At 64.3% G+C, this 26,447-nt stretch carries 22 protein-coding genes; 11 read left to right on the top strand and 11 right to left on the bottom strand.

The features are described 5' to 3' along the window. Positions 1–49 precede the first annotated feature (49 nt). Positions 50–2,848, bottom strand: coding sequence for a phosphoenolpyruvate carboxylase (gene ppc, locus GGD65_RS28310; protein ID WP_183237324.1), 2,799 nt, complete (start codon positions 2,846–2,848; stop codon positions 50–52). Between the two features lie 845 nt (positions 2,849–3,693). On the opposite strand from ppc, the gene GGD65_RS28305 reads away from it, so the two are divergent. From GGD65_RS28305 to GGD65_RS28295, 3 genes are all read left to right on the top strand, one after another. After that, positions 3,694–4,209: a hypothetical protein gene (locus GGD65_RS28305; protein WP_183237323.1), complete on the top strand. Its 516-nt coding sequence runs from the start codon at positions 3,694–3,696 to the stop codon at positions 4,207–4,209. 87 nt (positions 4,210–4,296) lie between these two features. Further along, positions 4,297–4,725: a hypothetical protein gene (locus GGD65_RS28300; protein ID WP_018315649.1), complete on the top strand. Its 429-nt coding sequence runs from the start codon at positions 4,297–4,299 to the stop codon at positions 4,723–4,725. Positions 4,726–5,235: 510 nt separating this feature from the next. Then, complete coding sequence (locus GGD65_RS28295) at positions 5,236–6,153, top strand: NADP-dependent oxidoreductase (RefSeq protein WP_179740078.1); 918 nt, start codon at positions 5,236–5,238, stop codon at positions 6,151–6,153. Between the two features lie 66 nt (positions 6,154–6,219). On the opposite strand, the gene GGD65_RS28290 is transcribed toward GGD65_RS28295, so the two are convergent. The 5 genes from GGD65_RS28290 to GGD65_RS28270 form a co-directional block, all read right to left on the bottom strand. Next, positions 6,220–6,624 (bottom strand): YccF domain-containing protein, encoded by a 405-nt coding sequence (locus GGD65_RS28290; RefSeq protein WP_018315647.1) that lies wholly within the window; start codon positions 6,622–6,624, stop codon positions 6,220–6,222. Positions 6,625–6,713: 89 nt separating this feature from the next. Beyond that, positions 6,714–7,799 carry a rhomboid family intramembrane serine protease gene (locus GGD65_RS28285; RefSeq protein WP_018315646.1) on the bottom strand — a complete coding sequence of 362 codons (1,086 nt, stop codon included), beginning with the start codon at positions 7,797–7,799 and terminating at the stop codon, positions 6,714–6,716. Positions 7,800–7,886: 87 nt separating this feature from the next. Continuing rightward, positions 7,887–8,681: an enoyl-CoA hydratase/isomerase family protein gene (locus GGD65_RS28280; RefSeq protein WP_179740076.1), complete on the bottom strand. Its 795-nt coding sequence runs from the start codon at positions 8,679–8,681 to the stop codon at positions 7,887–7,889. 160 nt (positions 8,682–8,841) lie between these two features. Further along, positions 8,842–10,386, bottom strand: coding sequence for an acyl-CoA synthetase (locus GGD65_RS28275; protein WP_183237322.1), 1,545 nt, complete (start codon positions 10,384–10,386; stop codon positions 8,842–8,844). Positions 10,387–10,513: 127 nt separating this feature from the next. Continuing rightward, positions 10,514–11,323, bottom strand: a complete 810-nt coding sequence (locus tag GGD65_RS28270; RefSeq protein WP_092259438.1) for a crotonase/enoyl-CoA hydratase family protein — start codon at positions 11,321–11,323, stop codon at positions 10,514–10,516. Positions 11,324–11,439: 116 nt separating this feature from the next. On the opposite strand from GGD65_RS28270, the gene GGD65_RS28265 reads away from it, so the two are divergent. Beyond that, entirely contained in the window at positions 11,440–12,312 is an 873-nt protein-coding gene (locus GGD65_RS28265) for an SDR family oxidoreductase (protein WP_183237321.1), read from the top strand. A gap of 278 nt (positions 12,313–12,590) precedes the next feature. Next, a complete protein-coding gene (locus GGD65_RS28260) occupies positions 12,591–14,168 on the top strand; it encodes a fatty acid--CoA ligase (RefSeq protein WP_183237320.1) in 1,578 nt (525 codons plus the stop codon). Positions 14,169–14,285: 117 nt separating this feature from the next. Here the strand turns inward: GGD65_RS28260 and GGD65_RS28255 are convergent, their stop codons facing one another. Beyond that, positions 14,286–15,560, bottom strand: coding sequence for an acyl-CoA dehydrogenase family protein (locus GGD65_RS28255; protein ID WP_183237319.1), 1,275 nt, complete (start codon positions 15,558–15,560; stop codon positions 14,286–14,288). Between the two features lie 213 nt (positions 15,561–15,773). Between GGD65_RS28255 and GGD65_RS28250 the strand changes: the two genes are divergently transcribed. After that, positions 15,774–16,553, top strand: coding sequence for an enoyl-CoA hydratase-related protein (locus tag GGD65_RS28250; protein ID WP_179740068.1), 780 nt, complete (start codon positions 15,774–15,776; stop codon positions 16,551–16,553). Between the two features lie 168 nt (positions 16,554–16,721). Here the strand turns inward: GGD65_RS28250 and GGD65_RS28245 are convergent, their stop codons facing one another. The 3 genes from GGD65_RS28245 to GGD65_RS28235 are packed head-to-tail and all read right to left on the bottom strand — an operon-like array spanning position 16,722 to position 18,874. Continuing rightward, positions 16,722–17,099: a DUF6285 domain-containing protein gene (locus GGD65_RS28245; RefSeq protein ID WP_018315638.1), complete on the bottom strand. Its 378-nt coding sequence runs from the start codon at positions 17,097–17,099 to the stop codon at positions 16,722–16,724. A 3-nt stretch (positions 17,100–17,102) separates the two neighbouring features. Further along, a complete protein-coding gene (locus GGD65_RS28240) occupies positions 17,103–18,089 on the bottom strand; it encodes a phosphotransferase family protein (RefSeq protein WP_183237318.1) in 987 nt (328 codons plus the stop codon). Next, positions 18,086–18,874, bottom strand: a complete 789-nt coding sequence (locus tag GGD65_RS28235) for an enoyl-CoA hydratase/isomerase (RefSeq protein ID WP_018315636.1) — start codon at positions 18,872–18,874, stop codon at positions 18,086–18,088. Before GGD65_RS28235 ends, GGD65_RS28240 begins: the two co-directional genes overlap by 4 nt. Positions 18,875–19,041: 167 nt before the next feature. Between GGD65_RS28235 and GGD65_RS28230 the strand changes: the two genes are divergently transcribed. From GGD65_RS28230 to GGD65_RS28220, 3 genes are all read left to right on the top strand, one after another. Next, positions 19,042–19,821: an SDR family NAD(P)-dependent oxidoreductase gene (locus tag GGD65_RS28230; protein WP_183237317.1), complete on the top strand. Its 780-nt coding sequence runs from the start codon at positions 19,042–19,044 to the stop codon at positions 19,819–19,821. A 107-nt stretch (positions 19,822–19,928) separates the two neighbouring features. After that, the gene (locus tag GGD65_RS28225; RefSeq protein ID WP_018315635.1) at positions 19,929–20,309 is read left to right on the top strand and encodes a VOC family protein; all 381 of its coding nucleotides are present in this window, start codon (positions 19,929–19,931) and stop codon (positions 20,307–20,309) included. Between the two features lie 293 nt (positions 20,310–20,602). Further along, the gene (locus GGD65_RS28220; protein ID WP_183237316.1) at positions 20,603–21,880 is read left to right on the top strand and encodes an acyl-CoA dehydrogenase family protein; all 1,278 of its coding nucleotides are present in this window, start codon (positions 20,603–20,605) and stop codon (positions 21,878–21,880) included. Between the two features lie 414 nt (positions 21,881–22,294). On the opposite strand, the gene yghU is transcribed toward GGD65_RS28220, so the two are convergent. Then, on the bottom strand, positions 22,295–23,170 hold the full coding sequence (gene yghU / locus GGD65_RS28215; RefSeq protein WP_183237315.1) for a glutathione-dependent disulfide-bond oxidoreductase: 876 nt from the start codon (positions 23,168–23,170) through the stop codon (positions 22,295–22,297). Between the two features lie 319 nt (positions 23,171–23,489). Here yghU and GGD65_RS28210 point away from each other — a divergent pair, with 319 nt between their 5' ends. Both GGD65_RS28210 and GGD65_RS28205 read left to right on the top strand, forming a co-directional pair. Further along, the gene (locus tag GGD65_RS28210; protein WP_183237314.1) at positions 23,490–24,623 is read left to right on the top strand and encodes a nitronate monooxygenase; all 1,134 of its coding nucleotides are present in this window, start codon (positions 23,490–23,492) and stop codon (positions 24,621–24,623) included. Between the two features lie 213 nt (positions 24,624–24,836). Further along, the gene (locus tag GGD65_RS28205; protein WP_183237313.1) at positions 24,837–26,351 is read left to right on the top strand and encodes an acetyl-CoA acetyltransferase; all 1,515 of its coding nucleotides are present in this window, start codon (positions 24,837–24,839) and stop codon (positions 26,349–26,351) included. Positions 26,352–26,447: the final 96 nt, after the last annotated feature.

Below are 26,447 nucleotides of genomic sequence, written 5' to 3'. Positions count from 1 at the left end.
GCGAATGGCGAATAGAATCCATTCGCTACTCCCTATTCGCCATTCGCATTTACCCCGTATTCCGCAGCCCCGCCGAAATCCCATTGATGGTCAGCTGAATCCCGCGCAGGACCTGCTCGTCCGGGTTCTGCGCGCGGTGCTCCTTCAACAGCTCGACCTGCACGTGGTTGAGCGGATCGAGATAGGGGAAGCGGTGGCGCACGGAGCGCTCCAGCAGCGGATTGCCCTGCAGCAAGCGGTCCTGCCCCATGATGTCGAGCAGCGTCTCGATGCAGGAATGCCACTCGCGGCGAATGCGGCCGAAAATCTTCTCCCGCAAGGCTTCGTCGGGCACGAGTTCGGCATAGCGCGAGGCGATTGCGATCGAGCTTTTCGCGAGCACCATGTCCATGTTCGAGAGCAGCATGCGGAAGAACGGCCATTCCCTGTAGAGCTCTTTCAGGAACGGCATGCCCTGTTGCGGATGCTCCGCGATCCACTGCTCGACCGCGCTGCCAAAGCCGTACCAGCCCGGCAACATCAAGCGGCATTGCGCCCAGGAGAACACCCAGGGAATCGCGCGCAGATCCTCGATCGCGCGCGTCTTCTTGCGCGAGGCCGGACGGCTGCCGATGTTCAGCGTCGCGATCTCGTTGATGACGGTGGACGCCCAGAAATAGTCGACGAAACCGTCGGTCTCATAGACCAGGCCGCGATAAGCTCTAAACGCGAGGTTCGACAATTCATCCATCGCGGTCAGATATTCGCGGCGCGGCGCGCTCTGGCGCGGATTGAGCAGGCTCGCCTCCAGCGTTGCGGCGGCGAGGATCTCCAGATTGTTGCGGCCGACCTCGGCGTTGGAATATTTCGACGAGATGATCTCGCCCTGCTCGGTGATGCGGATCTGGCCGTTCACCGCGCCGCCGGGCTGCGCGATGATGGCGTCATAGCTGGGACCGCCGCCGCGGCCAACCGAGCCGCCGCGGCCGTGGAACAGGCGCAGCCGAACGTGATGCCGCTCGAACACGTCGACGAGACCGATCTCGGCCTTGTAGAGCTCCCAGCCCGAGGTGACGAAGCCGCCGTCCTTGTTGCTGTCGGAATAGCCGAGCATGACCTCCTGCACGCTGCCGCGGCTGTCGACGAGGCGGCGGTAATCGTGCAGCGACAGCATGCGATCCATGATGCCGCTGGAGGCCTGCAGATCCTCGATGGTCTCGAACAGCGGCACGATGTTGATGGCGCTGCGCCCGGAGGGATGGACGAGGCCGACCTCTTTTAGCAGCACCGCGACCTCGAGCATGTCGGACATGCCCTTGCACATCGAGATGATGCATTGGGGAATGGCGTCCGAACCGAACATCGCATGCGCTTCAGCGGCGGCATGGAAGACGTTGAGCTCGCCCATGGTCTCGTCGCTGTACTTGACGAAGGGCGAGACCAGCGCGCGCGTCGAGCGCAATTCATTGGTGAGCAGCGAGATGCGCGCCTCTTCGCCGAGCGCGAGATAGGACATGCCGGGATTGGCGGCGTCCATCAGCTCGGCGATGGTGCGTTCGTGTACCGCCGAGTTCTGGCGGATGTCGAGCCGCGCCAGGTGGAAGCCGAAGCAGTCCACCGCGCGCCGCAGCAGCCGCAGCCGGCCGCGGGCGATGACGCGGGCATTGTTGGAGATCAGCGAGCGGTGCAGCACGTCGAGATCGGCCTGCAGCTCCTTCACGCTCGCATATGGCGCACCCTTGCCGACCGGCCGGCGCGTGATCTCGACTGCGAGCTTTTCGGCCGTCGCGGTCAGGCGCGCGTAGATGCCGGAGACCGCCAGACGATAAGGCTCGCCACTCCGGTGCGGCGAGGTATCCGGCGAGCGCTCCGCCAGGTTGCGCAGCTCTTCCGAGACGTCGGCAAGATGCGCCGCGATCGACAATTCCGAGCCGAGCACGTGCAGCTCGTTCAGATAAAACTGCATCACCCGGCTCGACTGCAGACGCAGCGTGCCGCGCATCACGTCGGCAGTGACGAAGGGATTGCCGTCGCGGTCGCCGCCGATCCAGCTGCCCATGCGCAGGAACGAGGCGAGCTCGGAGGCGGCCTGCTCGCCGCCCTCCTCCAGCCGGTCCTCCAGCGCGTTGACCAGCCGCGGCACCTCACGCAGGAAGGTGTAATCATAGAACGACAGGCCGTTGGCGACCTCGTCGAGCACGTTGAGCTTGGTCCGGCGGAGCAGGTTGGTCTGCCACAGCGTCAGCACCTCGCGGCGCAGCTGCTCATCGCTGGCATCGGCCTCCTCCGCGGTCAGCGCCACGCGCTCGCGGCGGTCGAGCAGGCCTGCGACCTCCATCTCGCGGTCCATCGTGCTCTTGCGGCGCACCTCGGTCGGATGCGCGGTCAGGACCGGGCTCACCAGCGCGGACTTGAAGAAGCTGCGGAGTTGATCGGGCTTGATGCCGGCGTCCCGGGCATGGGCGAGCGTTTCCGCCAGCACGCCGGAGCCGCCGTTCTTCGCAGCGCTGCGGGCGCGCATCTGGCGGATGTTGTTCTGATCCTCGGCGATGTTGGCGAGGTGGGAGAAATAGCTGAAGGCGCGGACGATCCGCACCGTCTCGGAGGTCGACATGCTGTCGAGGATCTGCTCGAGCTCGCGGCGGGCGAGCCGGTCCTCGTCGCGGTGGAACCGGATCGAGGTCTGCCGGATGCGCTCGACCAGATCGAACACATCGGCGCCCTCCTGATCGCGCACGGTGTCGCCGAGGATGCGCCCGAGCAGGCGGATGTCGTCCCGCAGCCGCGCATCGGCCTCCAGCGCCTGGGCGTCCTCAGGGCGATTGGCGCGATGTTCAGCGCCGTCGGATGATATGGTCTGGAGGGACATGGCTCGCTCCTCTTCAAGAGCTCCCTTGAAGAGCTTCCTGGGCTCCTCGGCCCAGCGGAGTGTGCGATATTTTTCTACCGCAGTGCAAGACGAAGTTGGAGGCGGTGCAAACTGGCGGCCACGCTCGTGTCCCGGACGCGCCTGCAACGCTCAAGCGTTGCTGCGCAGAGCCGGGACCCCAAAAGCCACACCGTCCCTGCCGCCTTCTGGGCCCCGGCTCAGCAGCGCACCACGCCGCGAAGACGCGTCGCGCTCGCTGCGTCCGGGGCACGAGGCTTTCTCTTTGTACCGATAAGCACGCCTTCGCCTTCTCGCGGCGTATTCCGCCCGAGCTTTGCTGTCCGTTTCGCCCTCATCGAGAACAGAGGGCGCAGGGAAGGCCAGGCGCCGGCTGGCACCCGAAGGTCCGCACGCGACAAGACGCACGCGGGGTGACCACAGGTGACGCCGGGACATCCCGGCCTTCCCTGCGCAATGGTTTTACGGCTTATGGCGCGCTCTCCCCGGGGAGCGATGCACTATTGCCCCCGTCGCCTTGCGGATCACTGATGCGCGCACCCGGTCGGGGCGCCTCACCACCGCAAGCCTTGACGCCAGACTGCGGGCGTCAGGACCACACGCTTTTGCCGTCCGCGGACGTCCCTCCCCGGACAGCCGGAAGCTCGCGCGTGCTCGCCCCCGACGCCGAAAAGAAACGCTGTGACCGCGCCGTGTCGTGCCGCGGATCGCAATGGCTCACGGGATTTGCCCGCCCTGCCATCACCTCACGCGCCGGCGCTGCCGCGTCCATCGCATCCCGGCCTACGTATCGTGACGATCGCGAAACGCCCCTTTGACGGGCCGGGATGGAATGCGGTTTAGCCGAAATAACGAATTCGGTCAATCAGAATATTTTGCAGCGCCAGCGCTTGACCTGCATGTGGTGTGTTTTGCCCGACGGGCACCCCGAGGAATATGATAAGGATAGTCAATTGAACGGCCGTCATGAACGTAAAGACGCAGATAACAACGACATGGCACGCCATTCACATTCACAATGTGCAGTTCGGCTAATGGCGGACTTCTTCTTGATGATCTTCGGTTGGAGCTGGCTAGCCCCCATTTTCGTGACAATTGTGGGTGGAGTATTTGCCCTGCGGGCGCAAGGCAGGCGATGGATCATCCACCTCTGCGTTTTCGGATGTTTGTTAGCGGCCTTGCCCACGTTCATTAGTCTATGGGGCAGAATAGACCCGGACGCAGCGAGCGAGCCGACAAACGCCTTCACGGCGCTGCTTTATTTCATTGTAATGGCGGGGTTTGGTCTTGCGTACTCAATCTTCGCCTTGGTACTTTTCTACACGCGAAGGCGTATTGCCTAAGCTTTGATGATCGGCTTCGCGTCTGCTAGCGCGTAGGACGGGTTGAGCCTTGCGAAACCCATCATGTTGCGTCGTCGGCGGAGCTCGATGGGTTTCGCTTACGCTCTGAACCAGGCCATGCCGAAGTATTCTCCCATCGATGCAGGCGTAACGTTTGACTGCGACGAGAGCGACCTTCTCTCCATCAGGTGGGAGGCAGAATGCCTGGTGGCGGACTTTCTACTGCCTGCGACTGAAAAGCGAAGCCTTCGCGTTCGCTTCGATGGCGCGACCATCGTGCGTCTTTTGGACGAGATGCCGCTCAGTACTGAAGAACAGCCCACGAGAAACGAAGGTCTCGTTCCCCGACATTTCGCCTACCGCGTCGACGGTGCCGCGTTCGCCGATGCGCAGTCGGCGACATGGAAGAAGGTTCATCGTCCTGTGCAACATTACCAGTTTATCACCGGGTGGGGCTGCATGGACGTACTTTCCGGCGTTGAGCCGTCCTTCGAAATCGTCGAACTCGAAAAGTGACGTCGGCACCTAGGATGGGTTGAGCACTTGCGAAAGCCATCCTGCTTCGTCACAGGCGGAGCGATTGATGGGTTTCGCTGGCGCCTACCCATCCTACGGGCTGAGTCCGTCTGCATTGCGCAATGTGGCGACGATACCCTCGTGATCACAAGGTATCGTGCGGCCGGAAGGCCGCCCGTTGCCATCGACCGCCAGGAATTCCGGGCAGCAACTGCCTGGACGCCGAGCTGGGCCTGGATAGGGTTGTCAGCTCTGGCAATCTGTTCGCCGTCTCAATGGCCCTTGGTACAGCCGAATTTTGCAATCTTGGTACTGGTCTCATCACCAGGCGTGACGCATCTAACTGCTAGTACCACGAACGAAGCGATCCCGATCGGCAGTCTCAGTGGGAGCCCGTGTCAATGCAGACCGCGGACACTTCCACACTGTCTGGCAGTTTGTGGATAGCCGTCGCGGCTCACACTGACTGCAACCGTTGGGTCAAGAGACAATGACTGAGGAGACAATCCAATGAAGGCGATCGTTGTAACGGAACAGGCCGCGGGAACGGCGGGGATGAAGCTGGTGGACCGGCCCGAGCCGCAGGCTGCGATAAACGACGTCGTGGTTCAGGTTCATGCGTCGGGATTTGTCCCGACTGAGCTGACGTGGCCTTCGACCTGGACTGATCGCCTCGATCGCGACCGAACACCATCGATCCCTGGACACGAGCTGGCCGGAGTGGTCACTGCTCTTGGCTATGGAACGACAGGGCTGGTGTTAGGACAGCGGGTGTTCGGCCTGGCGGACTGGTATCGCGACGGCACGCTGGCCGAGTATGTGGCGATCGAGGCGCGCAATCTTGCGCCGCTGCCGGGCGACGTCGAGTTCACAGTGGGGGCGAGCCTGCCGATCTCGGGGCTGACCGCATGGCAAGGGCTGTTCCAGCATGGCCGTCTCAAATCGGGGCAGAGCATCCTGGCACACGGCGCGGCCGGCGCAGTCGGGTCGATGGTGACGCAACTCGCACGAGAGGCCGGCGCCTACGTCATCGGCACCGGACGCGCCGCTGACCGTCAGACGGTGCTCGATTTGGGCGCAAACGAGTTCGTCGACCTCGACAAAGACTCGCTGCAAGACGTCGGCAAGGTCGATCTGGTGTTCGATGTCATCGGCGGTGACATACAGAAGCGGTCGGTAGAACGCATTCGAGCCGGAGGAACATTGGTGACCATCGTCGGGCCGGCCGAGGCGCGGCCCTCCGATGGATTGGCGGTCGACTTCGTCGTCGAGGCGGATCGCGCCCAACTCAGTGAGATCGTCCAGCGGGCGCGGGACGGACGACTGCGGACGAACATCGGCAAGGTCTCGACCTTCGACGATGCGGTCGCCGCCTTAAATCCGACCGGGCGACGCAAGGGAAATACGATCATTCGCGTTCGTCCCTGAGCGAGCATGCTCATTGATGTCCGCAGCGCGCAGGATGGGGTGCACTTGCGAAACCCATCCTACGCCTCAAGCCGGCACGATTACCTTGCCGATCGGCCACAGCGCGATGCCTGCGAGCTTGAGATGGGCCCAGGCGAAGGGGATGCCGATGATGGTGATCGCGAGCGCCAGTGCGGTCAATAAGTGGCCGAGCGCCAGCCACCAGCCGGCGAGCACGAACCAGATGATGTTGCCGATCACGCCGAGCGGGCCGGTGCCGATATCCTCGACACCGGTCACGTCGTAGCGGCTGACCGCCCGCGAGCCGAACGGCAACAGCGTGTAGACGGCGATGTTGAACGCTGCCCGCGCCCAGGGCAGGCCGATGATGGTGATCGCCATGATGACCGCGGCGATCACCCAGCCGAACGCCATCCAGGCGCCGCCGAAGAGGATCCAGAGGATGTTGAGCAGCATGGAAACGGGGGTCATGGGATGATCCGGAGGTGGATGATCCCGTGCATATAGGCATGAAATCTGTCTCTGCTAAGACGGCCCCGATGTCCCCCTCCCCTCCAAGCTCATAATCCGTGACGCCGGCTGCGTTCGGCGCGCAGCGATGTGCCGACAAACCCAACATCCTCGATCCCGCGCGAGATCTCCTTTGAGCAGAGCCAAAGCGTCAGCGCGGCGGCGCCGATCGCGGCCAGCCCCGAGATGACAACAGGACTAGGGCAGAATGTGGCGAGTAAGTTGTCGAGCGGGACAGACCCGGTGGGCCAGCGCGGGCTGCAAGACGATGCCAGGGCCCAACCGGACAGCATCACGGCGGCCGCGTTCACACCGGCCAAAATCGCCACGACGATCGCAAGGCCCTTCTTGACGGAGAGTGCGAGATCAATCGTCTTCACGACGGCGCAATACGCGACCACGGCGACGAGAGCCGGGACCCATCCAGAACCCCCGGCTGCGATCGCCTGGGCCTGACCGCTCCAGGCCCACAGCGCAACGACGCACCCGAGCAGTGTCAGATTGACCTTCACGGCTTCGGGAAATTTGCAGCGAAGCACCCACACATTCGCTTTCTCGATCAGGTCCAGCACCGCGCAGGCGATCAGCCCGGCCGCAAAACCACCGAGATGCACGCCCCAGTCGATCCGCGAATTGCCGAGCGCAAACGCGATGTTCAATCCGATATTGATCGCGAAGAAGTCGAACCTGAGGTCGAGCTTGCCGAGGATCCACAGGCAGAGCAGCGCTCCGAGGATGCCCGAGGTGGCGCCGGACGCGCCGACCGTCAAATACGGCGTCGAATGGATGCCATTGCCGATGACGGCGCCGAACACCATCGCGCACAGGTAGATGACAAGGAAATAGGCCGGCCCGACCCGCCGCTCGAGATGTGCGCCCCACAGCACCAGGCACAGCATGTTCATGGTGAGGTGGACGAAATTGACGTGCAGGAAGCCATAGGCGACGAGGCGCCAGTATTCGTGCCGCGCGATCGCGGTCGCATACATGCCGCCGTAGCGATACAGCAGCTCCGCCGGCGCCGCCGGACCGCCCGCCTGGATGAAACAGAACCCCGATGCGAGGACCGTCACCGTCATCAGCACGTAGACGGCGGCATGGGGGACTTCGAAGAAACCGGCACGGTATGAGGGCATGGATGATCGCAGGGGATTGGCGTGGGAACGCCAACCTAGCCGAGCCGCTCGATGATTGCTACTCCAACGCGTACCAGACGCCCCCGGCTACCGCCCCTCGAATTTCGGCTCGCGCTTCTCCATGAACGCCTTCATGCCCTCGGCCATGTCCTGGGTTTTGAACAGCGGCAGGAGCTGGAGATAGACGTGGTGGACGTGGTCGTGGAAATTCTCGTTCAGACCCATCCGCATCATGCGCTTGGAGGCCTGCACCGCCAGCGGCGCGTTGGCGGCGATCTCACGGGCGATGGCCGTGGCGCGGGTCATCAGCTCGGCATCCGGCACGACCTCATTCGCAAGGCCCCATTCCAGGCACTCGCGCGCGCTCAGCGTGCGACCGGTGAAGATCAGCTCGGCCGCCTTGGCCCAGCCGAGCATGCGCGGCAGCAGCCATGTGCCGCCGGATTCCGGCACCACGCCGCGCTTGACGAAGGCGGCCGCGAGCTTCGAGGACTCAGCCATGATGCGGATGTCGCACCCAAGCGCGGTGTCCATGCCATAGCCGGCCGCGCCGCCGTTGACGGCGCAGATGGTCGGCTTGTCCATCGCCTGCAATACCGTCGGCGGCGTGTTGCGGAGGTTGATCGTGGTCGGAGAGGACGCCGCGCTGAGGCCGTTGCCGTCGCGCTCCTTGCGCAGATCAAGGCCGGCGCAGAACGCCTTGCCCTTGCCGGTGAGGATGACGACGCGGACATTCTTGTCCTCGTTGGCCTCGGTCAAAAGGCGCGCGAGGTCGTTCAGCATCGGACCGGAGATGGTGTTCATGCGCTCCGGCGCGTTCAGGGTGATGGTCGCGATGTGGTCGGCGACGGTGTAGAGGACTTCGTTGGCGGCGTCGGTCATGACAGATGTTTCCTTGTCCCTGATCTCGTAGGGTGGGCAAAGGCGCGTTTGCGCCGTGCCCACCAATCTTTCCGGATCACATTCAGAACGTGGGCACGCTTCCGCCTTCGCTCTTCGAGCTACGGCGGACCAGTCGCTTTGCCCACCCTACGGCACCGCCTCAGATCTTCCGCCCCGCCTGCTCCCAATAGGGATCGCGGAGGCGGCGCTTGAAGATCTTGCCGGAATCTTCGCGCGGCAGGCCGCTGCGGATCTCGATGTGTTTTGGAACTTTGTAATCGGCCAGATGCGCCTTCAGCGCGGCGCGGACGTCGGCGGCTGCGAGCGCGACGCCGGCTTGCGGCTCCACCACGGCCATCAGCGCCTCGCCGAATTCGGCGTCAGGGATGCCGAACACCGCGCAATCATGCACGCCGGGGACAGCGTGCAGCACCGATTCGATCTCGGCCGGGTAGATGTTGACGCCGCCCGAGATCACCATGTCGCGCTTGCGGTCGCAGATGAAGACGTAGCCGTCCTCGTCGATGTAACCGACGTCGCCTGAGGTGATGAAGCCGTCGCGGTCGATCTCCGAGCGCTTCTCCGGCTTGTTGTGGTAGGTGAAATCGGCAAGCGCGGCCATGCGGGAATAGATCTCGCCGATCTCGCCCACCCCGAGCACGCGGCCGTCCTCACCGAGGAAGCGCAGCTCCGCACCGGGCGAGATTTTGCCGACCGTGCCGGGCTTCTTCAGCGCGTCCTGGGAGGTCGCGAACGTCACCGCGCTGGACTCGGTCGAGCCGTAGAATTCGTAGATCACCGGCCCCCACCATTCGATCATGGCGCGCTTGACGTCGGCCGGACATGGCGCGGCGGCGTGGATGACGTGGCGCAGCGAGGAGACGTCGTACTTCTTGCGCACCGCCTCCGGCAGCTTCATCAGGCGGATGAACATGGTCGGTACCATGAAGATGGTGTCGATTTTGTAGTGGTCAATCAGTTCAAGGAATTCTTCGGCCTCGAAGCGCGGCATCAGCACCAGCGCGCCGCCGAGCTTGCCGGCGCGGATGCCGAACGAGTTCGGCGCGGAATGATACAGCGGGCCCGGCAGGATCGCGCGGGCGCCGGGCTTGAGCCCATAAATCATCGCGCGCATGCGCTCGCCCGCCGCCTGCTGCTCCGGCGTCGGAGCGTTGCGGCGTACGCCCTTGGGGTGGCCTGTCGTGCCCGAGGTATAGATCATGTTCATCGGCTGCGGCACAACGGGGCCGTCATAGGGCTGGAATTGCGCGAGCCAGGGTTCGAAATCGATGGCGAAGTCCGGCGTCTTCAGATGATCGGGATTGATCCTGTAGTTGGACAGGATCTCCGGCGGCGTCGGCACGCTGAGCACGGTGACGCCCTCAGGGATCGCATCGCGCAGGGCATGCAGCATGTCGGCGTGCCCGATCAGCACGGACGTGCCGGTGTCGTTCAGGATGTAGGTGATCTCTTCCGGCTTGAAGTGCCAGTTGATCGGAACGCCATAGGCCCCGAGGCGCATCGCGGCGTAGGCGGCCTCCAGAAAGGCGATGTCGTTGCGCATCAGCATGCAGACGCAATCGCCTTGGCGGACGCCGATTCTGGCGAGGCCGGAGGCGATGCGGTCTGCGCGGGCTCCGACCTCAGTGTGGCTGCGGCGCCGGTCGCCGGAGACGATGCCGAGGAAGTCAGACGTTTCGCTCATTGTTGTTTTTCTTTTTGCTGGAGTTGCCCCTCATGGTGAGGAGGCGCGAAGCGCCGTCTCGAACCATGAGAGCCCGTGGCCCATCCCTCGAGACGCCGCTGCGCGGCTCCTCGGGATGAGGACCGAGCTAATCCGCATACTTCGCCGCGCGCTTCTCCAGATTGGAGCGCACCGCTTCGGTCTGGTTCGCGCTGCCGATCAGCTTCTGCTGCTCGACCGACTCCGCCAGCAGTGCCGGACCTGGATCGACCGAGAGATTGTTCAGCAGCCGCTTGGCCGCGCGGATCGCATCGGGGCTTTTTCCCGCGATCTCGCGCGCGACTTCGAGCGCCGCCGCGCGCGGGTCGTCGCAGATGCGCGTGGCGAGGCCGTATGTCATCGCCTCCTGCGCGGAGAAGATGCGGCCGGTATAAGTGAGGTCGCGCAGGATGTCGTCGCGCACGAGGCTCGCAAGGATCGGCGTGCCCGCCATGTCAGGCACAAGACCCCATTTGATCTCCATGATCGACATCCGCGCGTCCGCGGAGAGGAAGCGCATGTCGGCGCCGAGTGACAGCTGGAAGCCGCCGCCGAAGGCGACGCCGTGCACGGCCGCGATCACGGGAACCGGAAGCTGGCGCCAGCCCCACACCGCCTGCTGCGGAAAATTCGCCTGGCCGTGGGTCCGCTTGGTGAGATCGCGATTTTCGCCACCCGGAATTCCATTGCCGCCCTTCTCCTTCATGGCGGCAAAACGCCCCATGTCGAGACCGGCACAGAAGGCGCGGCCCTCGCCGGAAAGGACCACAGCGCGCACGCTCTTGTCCTTCGAAAGCCGGTCGGTTGCGGCGACAAGGGCCTCGAACATCGCCTGATCCAGCGCATTCATCTTGTCGGCGCGCACCAAGCGCACGTCGGCGACGCCTTCCGAGATCGAGATCGAGACGCGCTCTTCCATGGATCAATTCTCCCCTGGTTCTTGCCTGTTCTTGTTCAGTGCCGCTTTACAGGACGCCGGCGGCCGGATTTAGTCAATCGACCAATTAACTGACATTCCGTACGGGAGAAACAGCCATGTTCAAGGAAAATCTTCTGGCCGGACGGCGCATTCTCGTGACCGGCGGCGGCACTGGACTCGGCAAGTCGATGGCGGCCCGCTTCCTCCAGCTCGGCGCCGAGGTGCATATCTGCGGCCGGCGCAAGATCGTATGCGACGAGACCGCGACCGAGCTGATGGCCGAGTATGGCGGCCGCGTCACCAGTCACGGCGTCGACATCCGCAACGCACTCGCGGTCGAGGAGATGGTGGAGACCATCTTCCGCGACGCGCCGCTGACCGATCTCATCAACAACGCCGCCGGCAATTTCATCTCGCGCAGCGAGGAGCTGTCGCCGCGCGGCTTCGACGCAGTCGCCAACATCGTCATGCACGGCACGTTCTACGTGACGCAGGCGATCGGCAAGCGCTGGATCGCGGCCAAGCAGCCCGGCAACGTGGTGTCGATTACCACGACCTGGGTGCGCAACGGCTCGCCCTACGTGGTGCCGTCGGCGATGAGCAAGTCGGCGATCCATGCCATGACGATGTCGCTCGCGGCCGAATGGGGCCGCTACGGCATCCGCCTCAACACCATCGCGCCCGGCGAGATCCCGACCGAGGGCATGAGCAAGCGCATCAAGCCGGGTGACGAGGCCGGCGCGCGCACCAAGGCGATGAACCCGATGGGCCGCGTCGGCACCATGGAGGAACTGCAGAACGTCGCGGTGTTCCTGATCTCCGGCGGCTGCGACTGGATCAACGGCGAGACCATCGCCATGGATGGCGCGCAGGCGCTCGCCATGGGCGGCAATTTCTACCAGCTCCGCGACTGGAGCGACGACGACTGGAAAACCGCGCGGGAGAGCATCATGGCGCAGAACGAGAAGGACCGGGCGAAGCGGGGGTAGTTGTCTGGCGCGAATGCGGAGGCATGTAAGGGGCTGACGTCTTCGCCCCACCCTCACCTGTCGTCCCCGCGACCGCGGGGACCCATAACCACAGGGAGGAGTTGTGGCGCGAGACGGTAACTCCGAGTCTTCGCAAAACTTCTCCCTGTGGCTATGGATCCCGGATCTGCGCGCGCTTGAAGCGCGCTTGTCCGGGACGACAGCCGGGCCCCATCTTGTCTTCACCCGCGGATGACGCCAAACTCCGCGGCATAAGAACAAGACTCCACGGGAGAAACATGTCCACACAGCCATTGACAACTCTCGCCGACATGGTGCGCGAGCGCGCTAAAAGCCGCGGCAACGCCATCGCCTACGAGTTCGAGGGCCGCACCACCAGCTTTGCCGAATTCGACGCGAGGACCAACAAGGTCGCCAACGCGCTGATTGCGGTGGGCGTCAACAAGGGCGACCGCATCGCCTATCTCGGCAAGAACAGCGACCTCTATTTCGAGCTGCTGATGGGCGCGATGAAGGCGGGCGTGGTGATGGCGCCGGTGAACTGGCGTCTCGCGGGGCCCGAGGTCGCCTTCATCGTCGACGATTGCAAGGCCGCGGTGCTGTTCGTCGGGCCGGAGTTCATCACGCAGGTCCGCCAGATCAGGGACCAGCTGCCGGGCGTGCGCACTGTCATCACCACCGAAGGCGGCGCGCCGGAATGGCAGGATTTTCCGGCCTGGCGCGATGCGCAGAGCGGCGACGATCCCGGGGTGCCGATCGCGACGCGCGACATCGCGATCCAGCTCTACACCTCGGGCACCACGGGCAAGCCGAAGGGCGCGATGCTGAGCCACGCCAACTTCCTCAACCTGGTGCAATCGGGCAATGCCGAGGACAAGCCGGAGTGGAACCGGTGGTCGACCGACGACGTCTCGCTGGTGGCGATGCCGGTCTTCCACATCGGCGGTTCCGGCTGGGGTGTGATGGGCCTATATCACGGCGCCCGCGGCGTGATCGCGCGCGAATTCGATCCGACCAAGATTCTGGATTTCTTCGAGCAGTCGGGCATCACAAAGCTGTTCATGGTGCCGGCGGCGATGCAATTCGTGGTGCGGCAGCCACGCGCCAGGACGGTCGATTTCTCGCGGCTGAAATACATGCTCTATGGCGCCTCGCCCATACCGGCGGCGCTGCTGAAGGAGTGCATCGAGGTTTTCAAATGCGGCTTCGTGCAGCTGTATGGGATGACCGAGACCACCGGCACCATCGTCGCGCTGCCGCCGGAGGATCACGTCGAAGGGCTGGAGCGGATGCGCTCGGCGGGCAAGGCGCTGCCGGGTATCGAAATCGCAATCCTCGACCTCGACGGCAAGCCGTTGCCGCCACGAGAGGTCGGCGAGATCGCGACGCGCTCGGGCTCCAACATGGCGGGCTACTGGAATTTACCGGAGGCGACCGCCGCGACGCTTCGTTCCGACGGCTGGCTGCGCACCGGCGATGCCGGCTATATGGACGAGGACGGCTATCTCTACATCCACGACCGCATCAAGGACATGATCATCTCGGGCGGCGAGAACATCTACCCCGCCGAGGTCGAGAGCGCGCTGTGCGATCACCCGGATGTGGCCGAAGCCGCGGTGATCGGCGTGCCCGACGACAAATGGGGCGAGGCGGTGAAGGCCGTCGTGGTGATGAAGCCGGGCAAAGAGGCGAGCGTCACCGACATCATCAACTTCACCCGGACGCGCATCGCCGGCTACAAGACGCCGAAGAGCGTTGAGTTCCTGCCGGCCCTGCCGCGGAATCCGAGCGGCAAGATCCTGCGGCGGCAGTTGCGCGAGCCGTATTGGGCGGGGAAGAATCGACGGGTGAATTGATCCGCGGTGCCGTAGGGTGGGCAAAGGCGCAAAGCGCCGTGCCCACGATCTCGTTCCGTATTCAAGGTGTGGTGGGCACGCTTCCGCTTTGCCCACCCTACGATTGCAGTGCAAGCCTCAATGCTTCCCCGGCCCCATATAACCGAACAGGAATCCCGCCACCTTGCGCATCTGGATCTCTTCGCTGCCCTCCGTGATACGATACCTGCGGTGGTGGCGGTAGATGTGCTCGAACGGCTTGTGGCGTGAGTAGCCCATGCCGCCGTGGACCTGCATGGCGCGGTCGGCGGATTCGCAAGCGAGGCGGTTTGCCCAGTAGTTGCACATCGAGACGCGATCCGAGAGCGTGCGCTCGATCTGCTCCTCGGTGAGCTGGTCCATCTCCCAGGCGGTCTTGCGGATCAGAAGGCGCAGCATCTCGGCCTGCGTCGCAAGCTCGACCAGCGGGAACTGGATCGCCTGGTTCTCGGCGAGCGCCCGTCCGAACGGCTTGCGCTCGCGCGCGTATTTCACACTCTCGTTGATGCAATAGACCGCCGCGCCCAGCGAGCTCGCAGCTTGGCGGATACGGTTCTGATGCACGAAACACTGCGCCAGCGACAGGCCGCGGCCGACCTCGCCGAACAGCGCATCCTCAGGCACGAACACGTCGGTAAAGCTGACGCGGGGGTGGTCGGTCGGCATGTTGAAGGTCCACATATATTCCTCGACCTTGACGCCAGGGCTCTTGGCCGGCACCAGGAAGCAGGTGATGCCGCGGGCGTCGCCGTCATTGCCGCCAGTGCGCGCAAACAGCGCACAATGCGTCGCGACGTGCATGCCTGTGGTCCACATCTTCTCGCCGTTGATGATCCAGCCCTTGACGTTGTCGCGGGTGGCGGGCACCGCGCGCGTCTCCATGTGGGTGGCGTCGGAGCCGTGATGCGGCTCGGTCAGGCCGAACGTGATGCGGTACTTGCCCCTGATCGAGCCGTCGATCATCGCCTTCTGATCGTCGCGGCCATAGCGATCGAGCATGGTGACGACGGGGAAGTTGCCGACGATGGAATGCTCGTTCTGCAGATCGTTGTGCAGGCCGAGACCCTTTGCGGCAAAATGCTCGCGGATCACGGCCATCCAGAGATTGGAGCCATCCTTGCCGCCATATTGCCTCGGCACCGGAAAGCGCAGATGACCGGCCGCGTCGGCGAGATCTTTCGCCTTGCGCAGCAAAGCCTCCCATTCATGCCGCGGCAGGCCGCCATTCTCGAAATCGGTGCGCGCCCATTCGCGGCGATGATCGAAGAAGCGGATGTTGTCGTCGGCCTCTTCCAGCGGCTTGATCTCGTGTTCGATGAAACGATCGAGCTCTCCGAGATAGGCGACGAGATCGGCTGGCAATGAGAAATCCACAGGTTCTCTCCCGGATTGATTTTATCGTTTTGCGTTAAGGCGCTAGGCGCATTTCCGCTTCGTGCGATTAAGCTGAGAAGAGCGCGTGCAAGTCAAGCAAAGCGAGGCGTGTGACGCGCGCAAGGCGCACCAGCGCAATTCGATGGTGCCCCAGCGCCCACGCGCGGTAATATGCCGGCAATATTCCTTCGGAAGAAAATGCGGGAGCGCGCGATGGAGCTGAAATTCTCAAAGGTGGAACGCAAGGGGCCGATCACGATCGTCACGCTGTCGCGTCCCGAGGTCTACAACGCGCTGCACACCGATGCGCATTTCGAGCTGCAGAAGGTGTTCGACGATTTCTCCGCGGATGCCGAGCAGTGGGTCGCGATCGTCACCGGCGCCGGCGACAAGGCGTTCTGCGCCGGCAACGATCTGAAATGGCAGGCAGCGGGAGGAAAACGCGGCTGGGACAAGGGCGGCTTTGCCGGCCTCACCGCGCGCTTCGACTGCGACAAGCCGATCATCGCCGCGGTGAATGGCGTCGCGATGGGCGGCGGCTTCGAGATCGCGCTGGCGTGCGACCTCATCATCGCCTCGGAGAATGCGACCTTCGCCCTGCCCGAGCCGCGCGTCGGCCTTGCCGCGCTCGCCGGCGGCCTGCACCGGCTGCCGCGGCAGATCGGGCTGAAGCGCGCCATGGGCATGATCCTCACCGCACGCCATGTCAGCGCCAAGGAAGGTTTTGAGCTCGGCTTCGTCAACGAGGTGGTGCCGCAGGGCGAGGCGCTGTCGGGCGCGCTGCGCTGGGCGGACATGATCACCAAGAACTCGCCCATGTCGATCCGCGCCTCCAAGCAGGCGATCCAGAAGGGACTCGGCGTCTCGCTGGAGCAGGCGATCGAGGAGCAGCGGGAGTATCCGGCGGTGAAGGCGATGGTGGCCTCGCAGGATTACATCGAGGGCCCGAAGGCGTTTTCCGAGAAGCGGCCGCCGAAATGGGTGGGGAAGTAGGACCGTCCCTCCCGTCACGACAACGGATTTCGCCAACATAACCGCTGTCATGCCCCGGCTTGACCGGGGCATCCAGCACGCCGCGGCATCTCAGTATATCGCTGCCCTCTCTGGAATACTGGATCGCCCGGTCAAGCCGGGCGATGACAGCGGAGAATGTGGCGCTGCCTACCCGCCTCGCCCCAGCTCCCGCTTGTACGACGCGTAGTTCGGCTGATCGACGGCGAGCTTGTCCATGGTGGTCGCCCACAGATGCTCGGCGAGGCCCGGCGTTGCGAGGCCAACCTCGCCGTTGGCGATGCGCTCGGCGAGCGTGTGGTTGAGTTCCGCCACCGATCCATCCGTGCCGAGCAGCGCGCGCAGGCGCTCGACCTCCGCAGCATCACTCCCCTCTTCCCGCGTCAGCTGGCGCGTCACGAGATCGAGGATGTTGATGGCGACGCGCAGCTTGAAGGCCTGGTGGCCGGAGATCAGCGGGGTGATGTCGTTGCGCAAGAAATCGGCGACTGACTTGGTCAGCTCGATCGGGGTTGGTTCGTCCTGCATGCGTCAGCTCCCGCGCGGCGCCAAGAGCCGCAACAGATCGATCTCGGTTTCGCTCGCGCGGCGGCCGATCATGGCGCGTTCCATGGAATGGTCAGGCCCCTCGCGAAAGCGCTGCATCATGCCGCCGCACATGATGCCCCAGCGCAGCGTGCCCATCACTTCCCAGAATTTCACGCGCACCGGATCGACTTGGCGGCCCGCAGCCTCATAGCCCGCGAACAGCTCCTCGCGCGAGCCAAAGCCGCCGACGGGCTTGTCGATCTCGCCGAAACGCCAGGAGTTGACGCAGACCCAGCCGAGATCCTCCATGGGATCGCCGAGATGGGCGAGCTCCCAGTCGAGCACCGCGCGCACGCCATTGCGGCCGATGATGAGATTGCCGTTGCGGAAATCGCCGTGCACCAGCGTCTCCTCAGCCGACGGACCCGGATCGTTGTCGCGCAGCCAGCGCAGCGCCAGCTCGAACACCGGCTTGGGCCAGTTCAGGCTGCGATAATCGCGCTGGAACTCGGAAATCTCCTGCGTCGCCGACCTGCTGCGAAGCTCGGGCAGCTTGTCCTTTGGCAGCCGATGAAGGCCAGCAAGAATGCCGCCGATCTGCCGCGCCAGATGCGGCCGCGCCGCCGCATATTCGTCATCGCGAAGAATCTTGCGCGCGATGGTCTCGCCCTCGACCCTTTGCATGATGAAGCCGGTGCCGAGATCATCCTCCGGCACGAGCACATGCATCACGCGCGGCGACGGCACGCCGGCCTCATAAGCGAGCTGCATCAGCTGCGCTTCAGCCGCAAGACCCGCCGCGCGCGTCGGCGCTGCGCCATAACCCTTCGGCGAGCGGCGCAGGATCGCGCCGATCCCGCCATCGGGATGCGTGATGTCGAAGCGCCAGGTTTCCTGACTGGCGCCGCCCGACAATCTGGCCGCGCCGGTGATGCCGGTCGCGCCCTTGCACCAGCGCCGGACGCTGCGTGAAAGCTCGGCTTCGATCATTTGCCTTTGAACTGCGCGGGACGCTTCTCCAGGAACGCGCCGACGCCCTCGCGGAAATCCTGGGTGTCGCCGGCCCGAAGCTGGCACTGGAATTCGAGATTGAGCTGATCCTCGAAGGAGTTTTCGGGGCTGTCCCAATAGAGCTTGCGGATCAGCGACAGCGCCACCGTCGGGCCGCTGGCAAGATCGCGCGCGAGCTTCATGGCCTCCTCCATCAGCACGCCGTCGTCATAGACGCGGTTGACGAGGCCCCATTCCAGCGCCTTCTCCGCCGGCAGCCGTTCGCCCATCAGAGACAATTCGATCGAGCGCGCCCGGCCGACGAGGCGCGGCAACAGCCAGGTCGAGCCGCAATCCGGTACGAGGCCGATGCGGCGGAAGGCCTGCAGGAAGTAGGAGGACCGCGCGCATAAAATCATGTCGCCGAGCAGCGCGAAGCTCATGCCGGCGCCTGCCGCCGGGCCGTTGACCGCGGTCACGATCGGGCAGTGCAGATTGCGGATGCGGCGCAGGAACGGATGAAAGCCGGTCTCCAGCGTCAGGCCGGCCTTGGTCTTCTTCGACTGGTTGTTGCGGCCTTGCAGATTGGCGCCGGTGCAGAACGCGCGGCCCGCGCCGGTCAGCACCACGCAGCGCACCTCGTCCTTCTTCTCCTCAATTGCATCGAGCGCCTCGGCGAGACCACCCAGCATGTCCACGGAGACCGCGTTCATCACCTCCTGATGGTCGAGCCTGAGGATCGCGACCGAGCCATCGAAATCGAGCGTGACGTGTTTGAACTGCATGGTTTCCTCGTCAGTTGCAGCCTGCGTCAGTTTCGCAGACCGGAATTACTTTTGCCGGGGCGCATATTTGATTTTTGGCGCGGTCTTGTCCATGGTGATCAGAGCATAGCAAGCAATCTTGCGCGCAGCGGCTGATGCGCCGCATACCCAAAAACAGGAAACGCGCCATGAACCTTTTCGACCTCTCCGGCCGCGTCGCCGTGATCACCGGCGGCAATGGCGGCATCGGCCTCGGCATCGCGCAGGCGCTCGCCAGCCAGGGCTGCAACGTCTCGATCTGGGGCCGCAACGCCGACAAGAACAAGGCTGCTGCCGCGAGCATGGCGGGGCTATCAGGCAAGGTCGATACCCGGGTCTGCGACGTTACCGATCCGGCTTCGGTCAATGCCGCGATGAAGGCGACGCTCGACATTTTCGGCCGGGTCGACGGCTGCTTCGCCAATGCCGGCATCGGCGGCGGTGGCCGGCGTTCCTTCATCGAGCGCACCGAGGAGGAATGGCGCACGATGTTTGCGACCAATCTCGACGGCGTGTTCCACGCGTTCCAGGCCGCGGCGAGACACATGACCGACCGCGCCAATGCCGGCGATCCCTTCGGCCGGCTGGTGGCAACCTCCAGCCTCGCCTCGATCTTCGGCACCGCGCGCAACGAGCATTATGCCGCAACCAAGGCCGCGATCAACGCGCTGGTGCGCGCGCTCGGCGTCGAGCTCGCCCGCCACGGCGTCACCGCCAACGCGATCCTGCCGGGCTGGATCAAGAGCGACATGACGTCCGGTCTCATGGCCAACGAAAAATTCGTCGCCAACGTCATGCCCCGCATTCCGGTGCGCCGCTTCGGCGAGGCATCCGATTTCGGCGGCATTGCGGTGTATCTGATGAGCAAGGCGTCGTCGTATCATACGGCCGACACGTTCGTGATCGACGGCGGCTACACCGCGTTTTGATTTTCGTAGCCCGGATGGAGCGCAGCGCAATCCGGGACAGCCAAAAGCAAGCAAGACCCGGATTTCGCTGCGCTCCATCCGGGCTACAACATTGAGGGAATGGGCAAATGTTCTCACACATCATGATCGGCACCAACGACCTCGACAAGGCCAAGTCGTTCTACGACGACCTGCTGAGCACGCTCGAAGTGCGGCCGGCCAGGGTCGACGGCCACCGCATCTTCTACATCACCAAGACCGGCGTGTTCTCGGTGTCGAAGCCGATCAACGGCGAGCCGGCGACTTGCGCGAATGGCGGCACGATCGGCTTTGCCTGCAATTCGCCTGAGCAGGTCGATGCGTGGCACGCGGCTGGCGTCGCAGCCGGCGCAAAATCAATCGAGGATCCGCCGGGCATCCGCCAGGGCCCGGGCGGCAAACTGTATCTCGCCTATTTGCGCGACCTCGACGGCAACAAGATCTGCGCGATGCATCGGATGCCGAGCTGACGTAACCGGCGCTGTCATTCCCCGCGAAAGCGGGGAATCCAGTACGCCGCGGCTTCTCGATTCAATCACTGCCGCCTCTGGGATACTGGATCGCCCGATCAAGTCGGGCGATGACGGCGGAGAGTGAGGCTCGCGCCTGCCGCCTCACTCCACCCCATTCAAACAACATTTCAAACGCCCTCGCGATATTCCATCGCGTGGCATGGCTGCGCGTGAAAAATGCGCGCTCGCACTTTGGCCGCGCTGCGACTATTCTTGCGCCCAGAACGATCTCAGCGTCCCCGGGAGGAACAATGACAAAACACACCTACATTCCCCGCACCACCAACTACACCCTCAATCCCGGCGACGAGCTCAACGACCTCCGGATGTCGGACCAGGTCCGGCCGCTCTACGATCACGTCAAGAAGTTCATCCGCGACACCGTCGAGCCGATGTCGATCGAGTTCGCCAAGGCCGGCGAAGGCAAGGAGGACCGCTGGAGCTTCACGCCGAAGCAGCTCGAGGTGCTGGAGAAGGCCAAGAACAAGGCCAAGCAGGAGGGCCTCTGGAACTTCTTCCTGCCCGACGACGAGACCGGCCAGGGCCTGAAGAATCTCGACTACGCCTATATCGCCTCCGAGCTCGGCAAGAGCCCGCTGGCGTCCGAGAGCATGAACTGCTCGGCGCCGGACACCGGCAACATGGAGGTGCTGGAGCGCGTCGGCACCAAGGAGCAGAAGGAGAAGTGGCTGAAGCCGCTGCTCAACGGCGAGATCCGCTCGGCCTATGTCATGACCGAGCCGAACGTCGCCTCCTCCGATGCCAAGAACATCTCGACGACGGCAAAGCTCGTCGGCGACGAATGGGTGATCAACGGCGAGAAGTATTACATTTCCGGCGTCGGCGACCCCCGCTGCAAGATCCTCATCGTGATGGTGAAGACCAATTCGGATGCAGCGCCCAGCAAGCAGCAGTCGCAGATCCTGGTGCCGCGCGACACGCCCGGCGTCGAGGTGCTCGGGCCGATGTACGTGTTCGGCCAGGACCACGCCCCGCGCGGCCACATGCACATGCGCTTCAACAATGTGCGGGTGCCGAAGGAGAACATGCTGCTCGGCGAAGGCCGCGGCTTCGAGATCTCGCAGCTCCGCCTTGGCCCCGGCCGCATCCATCACTGCATGCGCACCATCGGCAAGGCCGAGAAGGCGCTCGATCTCATGGTGCAGCGTGGCCTCACCCGCGAAGCCTTCGGCAAGAAGATCGCCCATCTCGGTGGCAACATGCAGATCATCGCCCAGGCGCGCTGCGAGATCGAGGCGATGCGGCTGATGGTGCTGAAGGCGGCCAAGGCGATGGACGTGCTCGGCAACAAGGAGGCCCGCGTCTGGGTCTCCATGGTCAAGGCCATGGTGCCCGAGCGCGCCTGCAAGATCATCGACCAGGCGATCCAGATGCACGGCGCTACCGGCATCTCGCACTGGACCCCGCTCGCCGAGATGTATCAGGACGTCCGCCATCTGCGCTTTGCCGACGGCCCGGACGAGGTGCACTGGATGGTGGTCGGACGCCACGAGCTAAGCATGGCGTAAAAGGTCTCTCCTCTTCCCGCTCGGGAAGAGCCGTAGGGTGGGCAAAGGCGCGCACTTCGCGCGCCGTGCCCACCGTCGCGACCTCGCAAGGAATGGTGGGCACGCTTTCGCTTTGCCCACCCTACGAAGATCGTAGGGCGGATTAGCGAAGCGTAATCCGCCGAACTTTCATGTGACGAAGATGGCGGATTACGCCTGCGGCTAATCCGCCCTACGCGCCTTGATCAGCCTTCGTAGGGTGGGCAAAGGAGCGTCAGCGACGTGCCCACCATCCCTCCATGTTGCGCTGGAAACCGTGGGCGCGCTTCGCTTTGCCCACCCTACGAAGATCGTAGGGCGGATTAGCGAAGCGTAATCCGCCGTCTTTCTTGCGAGATGGCGGATTACGCCTTCGGCTAATCCGCCCTACGAGACCTACGTCGCCGCTTCGACCTTGTCCTGCGTCTTCGTCTCGAAATCGCTCGCATCGTGCCGCTCGTGCAGCTGGCTGGCGGGATCGCCGGAGACGCGGTTGACCATGCGCCCGCGTTTCACGGCGGGGCGCTGCGCGATCTGGTCGGTCCAGCGCTGCACGTTCTTGTAGTCCTGCACCGAGAGGAATTCGCCGGCGCCATAGACCAGCCCCTTGGCGAGCGCGCCGTACCAGGGCCACACCGCCATGTCGGCGATGGTATACTCCTTGCCGCCGAGATATTCGTTGTCGGCAAGGCGCCGGTCGAGCACGTCGAGCTGGCGCTTGGTCTCCATCGCGAAACGGTCGATGGCGTATTCGATCTTGAACGGCGCATAGGCGTAGAAATGGCCAAAGCCGCCGCCGAGATAGGGCGCGCTGCCCATCTGCCAGAACAGCCAGGACATCGCCTCGGTGCGGCTCTTGATGTCCTTCGGCAGGAAGGCGCCGAACTTCTCGGCGAGATAAAGCAGGATCGAGCCGGACTCGAACACCCGGATCGGCTCCGGTCCGGAGCGGTCCATCAGCGCGGGGATCTTGGAGTTCGGGTTGATGTCGACGAAGCCGCTGCCGAACTGGTCGCCGTTGCCTATTCTGATCAGCCAGGCGTCGTATTCGGCCCCCTTATGGCCGAGCGCCAGAAGCTCCTCCAGCATCACCGTGACCTTCACCCCGTTCGGCGTCGCCAGCGAATAGAGCTGGAAGGGATGCTTGCCGATAGGCAGCTCCTTGTCGTGGGTGGGACCGGCGATCGGGCGGTTGATGCTGGCGAACTGCCCGCCATTTTCCTTGTTCCAGGTCCAGACTTTGGGCGGCACGTAGGCGGGGGTATCGGTCATGCGAGGAGCTCCGGCGGAAAGATGCGCCTGCATTAATTAGCCCGCGAATGGCCGATGACAAGCCCTCCGAGTTGCATTGCCGGGCGGGGCATCTCACCGTTTCGTCATGGCAGGCTCCGCCCGTCATCCGGCCGCCCGCAGGGCGAGCTCGGAATGACGGGCGTCAACTGGGACGCAGCGGCCTTCGGGTAGAGCGCGACGCCTACACACAAGATGCCTCGCCGAATCCGGCCTGTCATCGCCAGTGACGATCGGCTAGCGTCACCTTGCTTCGCGCGCGAAAGCAACGAGAACGCGAAGACCGCCGGGAGAGAGAGCCATGAAATCGCCGATCTGCGACATGCTGGGCATCGAGTTCCCGCTGCTGGCCTTCAGCCATTGCCGCGACGTCGTCGCCGCCGTCAGCCGCGCCGGCGGCTTCGGCGTACTTGGTGCCACCGTGCACACGCCCGATACGCTCGAACGCGAGCTGAAATGGATCGACGATCACGTCGACGGCAAGCCCTACGGCATCGACGTGCTGATCCCCGAAAACATCTCGACCTCGGGCGAGAAGGACGTCACCTGGAAGAGCCTGGAAGCGCGCGTGCCGCAGGAGCACCGCACCTACACGCACGAGCTCCTGAAGAAATACGACATCGAGCTGACGACCACCGAGGTCGCAGCCGATCAGCCGCAGCCGTTCGACGGAAAGACGGCGCTGCAATTGCTCGAGGTGTCCTTCAATCATCCGATCCGCCTGATTGCCAATGCGCTGGGCGTGCCGCCGAAGGCGATGATCGAGATGGGCAAGAAACACGGCGTGCCGGTCGCAGCGCTGGTCGGCGCCAAGGAGCACGCGCTGCGCCAGGTCGCGGCCGGCGTCGACATCCTCGTCGTGCAGGGCACCGAGGCTGGCGGGCATTGCGGCGAGGTCTCGACCATGGTGCTGGTGCCCGAGGTGATCAAGGCGATCAAGCCCATCCGCGACGTGCCGGTGCTGGCGGCCGGCGGCATCATGACGGGACGGCAGATGGCGGCGTGCATGGCGATGGGCGCGGCCGGCGCCTGGACCGGCTCGGTGTGGCTCGCGACGGTGGAAGCCGAGACCACCGAGATCTTTCGCGAGAAGATGATCGCGGCCTCTTCCCGTGATGCAGTCCGCTCGAAAGGCCGCACCGGCAAGCCGGCGCGGCAGCTCCGCTCGGTCTGGACCGATGCCTGGGACCGCGCGCCGGACAGCCCCGGCGCACTGCCGATGCCGCTGCAGAGCATCGTCAGCCGCGATGCCTTCAATTCGATCGACCGCGCGGCGGCGAGCGGCAACGCCAAGGCGCGCGATCTCGTCAGCTATTTCGTCGGCCAGGGTGTCGGGCTCATCGACAGCGTGAAGTCGGCGGGCGCGGTGGTGCAGGAGTTCAAGGAAGATTTCGCCGAAGCCGTCGAGCACATGAATGCGCTGGTGGCGGAGTGATGGAGTGTGTAGCCCGAGTGTCGCCCGCAGCCCATCCTTCGAGGCTCGCCAAGCGCCGCAAGCGTCGCTCGGCCCGCACCTCCAGCGACAATGGCTTCGCCATTGCGCGGGGATGACGCTTCCTCCGTAGCCGTCACCCTGAGGTGGCCGCTTCTTCAGCGGCCCTCGAAGGGCGACGGCGTGCCAAGAATCTGAAACGTGAAGCAAGAAGAAATGACCAATTCCCCTACCTCCGAAGACCGCATCCCCGTCATCGTCGGCATCGGCGAGATTGTCGATCGCCCGAAAGACATCACTGACGGCCTCGAGCCGCTCGACTTGCTGGAGCAGGCACTGCGGCGCGCGGAAACAGATGCCGGCGCAAAGTTGCTCGGCGAGGTGCAGTCGCTCGACGTCGTCAACTTCCTGAGCTGGCGCTACCGCGATCCGGAGCAGCTGTTGGCGCAGCGCCTCGGCATCACGCCTGCGCATTGCTATTACGGCCCGGTCGGCGGCGAGAGCCCGATCCGCTATATCCACGAAGCCGCCAAGCGCATCGCACGCGGCGAATGCAGCGTGGCGGCGGTGTGCGGCGCGGAAGCGCAATCGACCGCGACCAAAGCGGAACGCACTGGGGCAAAGCTCCCGTGGACACCGTTTGCCCATGATGTCGAGGAGCCCAAGCGCGGCGCGGCATTCCAGAAGCCGTTGGCGGTGAAGCTCGGCGTGTTTCGTCCCGTCACCGTCTATCCGTTCTACGAGGCCGCCTCAGCCGCGCATTGGGACCAGACGCCGCGCGAGGCGATGGCGGAGTCCGGCACGCTGTGGTCGCGCTATTCGGAAGCCGCCGCGCAAAATCCCAATGCCTGGCTGAAGCGGCGTTATGCGCCCGAGGAGATCACGACGCCGACCGCGGACAACCGGCTGATCGCCTGGCCCTACAACAAGCTGATGGTCGCCAACCCCAGCGTCAACATGGGCGGTGCGCTGCTGCTCACCAGCCTCGCCAAGGCGCGTGCGCTCGGCATCGCGGAAGACAGGCTGGTCTATCCGCTCGGCGGCGCCTCGGCGGAGGAGCCACGCGACTATCTGTTGCGCGACCAGTTCTACGAGAGCCATCCGCAGAACGCGGTGCTGAAAGCGGTGATGGACCTTGCCGGCGGCAACGGCAAAAACTTCGACGCCATCGAGCTCTATAGCTGCTTCCCCTGCGTACCCAAGATGGCGCGGCGAACGCTCGGCCTCGGCGCCGACGTGCAACCGACCGTGACCGGCGGCCTCACCTTCTTCGGCGCCCCGCTCAACACCTACATGACGCATGCGGCCTGCGCGATGGTGCGGCGTGTGCGCGAGGGCGCAAAACTTGGCCTGCTCTACGGCCAGGGCGGCTTCGTTACCAAGCATCACGCGCTGGTAGTGGCGAAGGCGGGGCCGCGCCAGGCGCTGGCGCAGGAGACGAGTGTGCAGGGCGAGGCCGACCGCAACAAGCGCGCGGTGCCGGAGTTCGTGACTGAGGCAAGCGGCAAGGGCAAGGTCGAGAGCTTCACGGTGCTCTACGGCCGCGGCGGCGAGGTCGAGCATGGCGTGGTGATGGTGCGGACGGAAGATGACAGGCGCACGCTGGCGCGGATTCCGGCGGGCGATAGCGCCACGCTGGCGCATCTACTCAACATGGACCGCACGCCGGTTGGCTCGCTCGGCGAGATCGCAATGGCGGCGGATGGCGTGCCGGAGTGGAAGGTTTCGTAGGGTGGGCAAAGCGGAGCGTGCCCACCGTCTTCACGTGATCAGGAAAGATTGGTGGGCACGGCGTAAGAGCGCCTTTGCCCACCCTACGAGAGCTGC

The sequence above is a fragment of the Bradyrhizobium sp. CIR18 genome (assembly GCF_014198295.1).
Classification (GTDB): domain Bacteria; phylum Pseudomonadota; class Alphaproteobacteria; order Rhizobiales; family Xanthobacteraceae; genus Bradyrhizobium.
The sequence above is the reverse complement of the archived record's forward strand: the minus strand, read 5'-3'. Positions and strand labels throughout refer to the sequence as shown.

Coding starts and splice junctions, on each gene's coding strand:
- GGD65_RS28270 (WP_092259438.1), bottom strand. CDS start 11,323: ATGGAAGAGCGCGTCTCGATCTCGATCTCGGAAGGCGTCGCCGACGTG.
- GGD65_RS28285 (WP_018315646.1), bottom strand. CDS start 7,799: ATGCCCTCATACCGTGCCGGTTTCTTCGAAGTCCCCCATGCCGCCGTC.
- GGD65_RS28230 (WP_183237317.1), top strand. CDS start 19,042: ATGAACCTTTTCGACCTCTCCGGCCGCGTCGCCGTGATCACCGGCGGC.
- GGD65_RS28275 (WP_183237322.1), bottom strand. CDS start 10,386: ATGAGCGAAACGTCTGACTTCCTCGGCATCGTCTCCGGCGACCGGCGC.
- GGD65_RS28250 (WP_179740068.1), top strand. CDS start 15,774: ATGGAGCTGAAATTCTCAAAGGTGGAACGCAAGGGGCCGATCACGATC.
- yghU (WP_183237315.1), bottom strand. CDS start 23,170: ATGACCGATACCCCCGCCTACGTGCCGCCCAAAGTCTGGACCTGGAAC.
- GGD65_RS28290 (WP_018315647.1), bottom strand. CDS start 6,624: ATGACCCCCGTTTCCATGCTGCTCAACATCCTCTGGATCCTCTTCGGC.
- ppc (WP_183237324.1), bottom strand. CDS start 2,848: ATGTCCCTCCAGACCATATCATCCGACGGCGCTGAACATCGCGCCAAT.
- GGD65_RS28235 (WP_018315636.1), bottom strand. CDS start 18,874: ATGCAGTTCAAACACGTCACGCTCGATTTCGATGGCTCGGTCGCGATC.
- GGD65_RS28220 (WP_183237316.1), top strand. CDS start 20,603: ATGACAAAACACACCTACATTCCCCGCACCACCAACTACACCCTCAAT.
- GGD65_RS28225 (WP_018315635.1), top strand. CDS start 19,929: ATGTTCTCACACATCATGATCGGCACCAACGACCTCGACAAGGCCAAG.
- GGD65_RS28210 (WP_183237314.1), top strand. CDS start 23,490: ATGAAATCGCCGATCTGCGACATGCTGGGCATCGAGTTCCCGCTGCTG.
- GGD65_RS28280 (WP_179740076.1), bottom strand. CDS start 8,681: ATGACCGACGCCGCCAACGAAGTCCTCTACACCGTCGCCGACCACATC.
- GGD65_RS28265 (WP_183237321.1), top strand. CDS start 11,440: ATGTTCAAGGAAAATCTTCTGGCCGGACGGCGCATTCTCGTGACCGGC.
- GGD65_RS28240 (WP_183237318.1), bottom strand. CDS start 18,089: ATGATCGAAGCCGAGCTTTCACGCAGCGTCCGGCGCTGGTGCAAGGGC.
- GGD65_RS28245 (WP_018315638.1), bottom strand. CDS start 17,099: ATGCAGGACGAACCAACCCCGATCGAGCTGACCAAGTCAGTCGCCGAT.
- GGD65_RS28205 (WP_183237313.1), top strand. CDS start 24,837: ATGACCAATTCCCCTACCTCCGAAGACCGCATCCCCGTCATCGTCGGC.
- GGD65_RS28300 (WP_018315649.1), top strand. CDS start 4,297: ATGGGTTTCGCTTACGCTCTGAACCAGGCCATGCCGAAGTATTCTCCC.
- GGD65_RS28305 (WP_183237323.1), top strand. CDS start 3,694: ATGGAATGCGGTTTAGCCGAAATAACGAATTCGGTCAATCAGAATATT.
- GGD65_RS28295 (WP_179740078.1), top strand. CDS start 5,236: ATGAAGGCGATCGTTGTAACGGAACAGGCCGCGGGAACGGCGGGGATG.
- GGD65_RS28260 (WP_183237320.1), top strand. CDS start 12,591: ATGTCCACACAGCCATTGACAACTCTCGCCGACATGGTGCGCGAGCGC.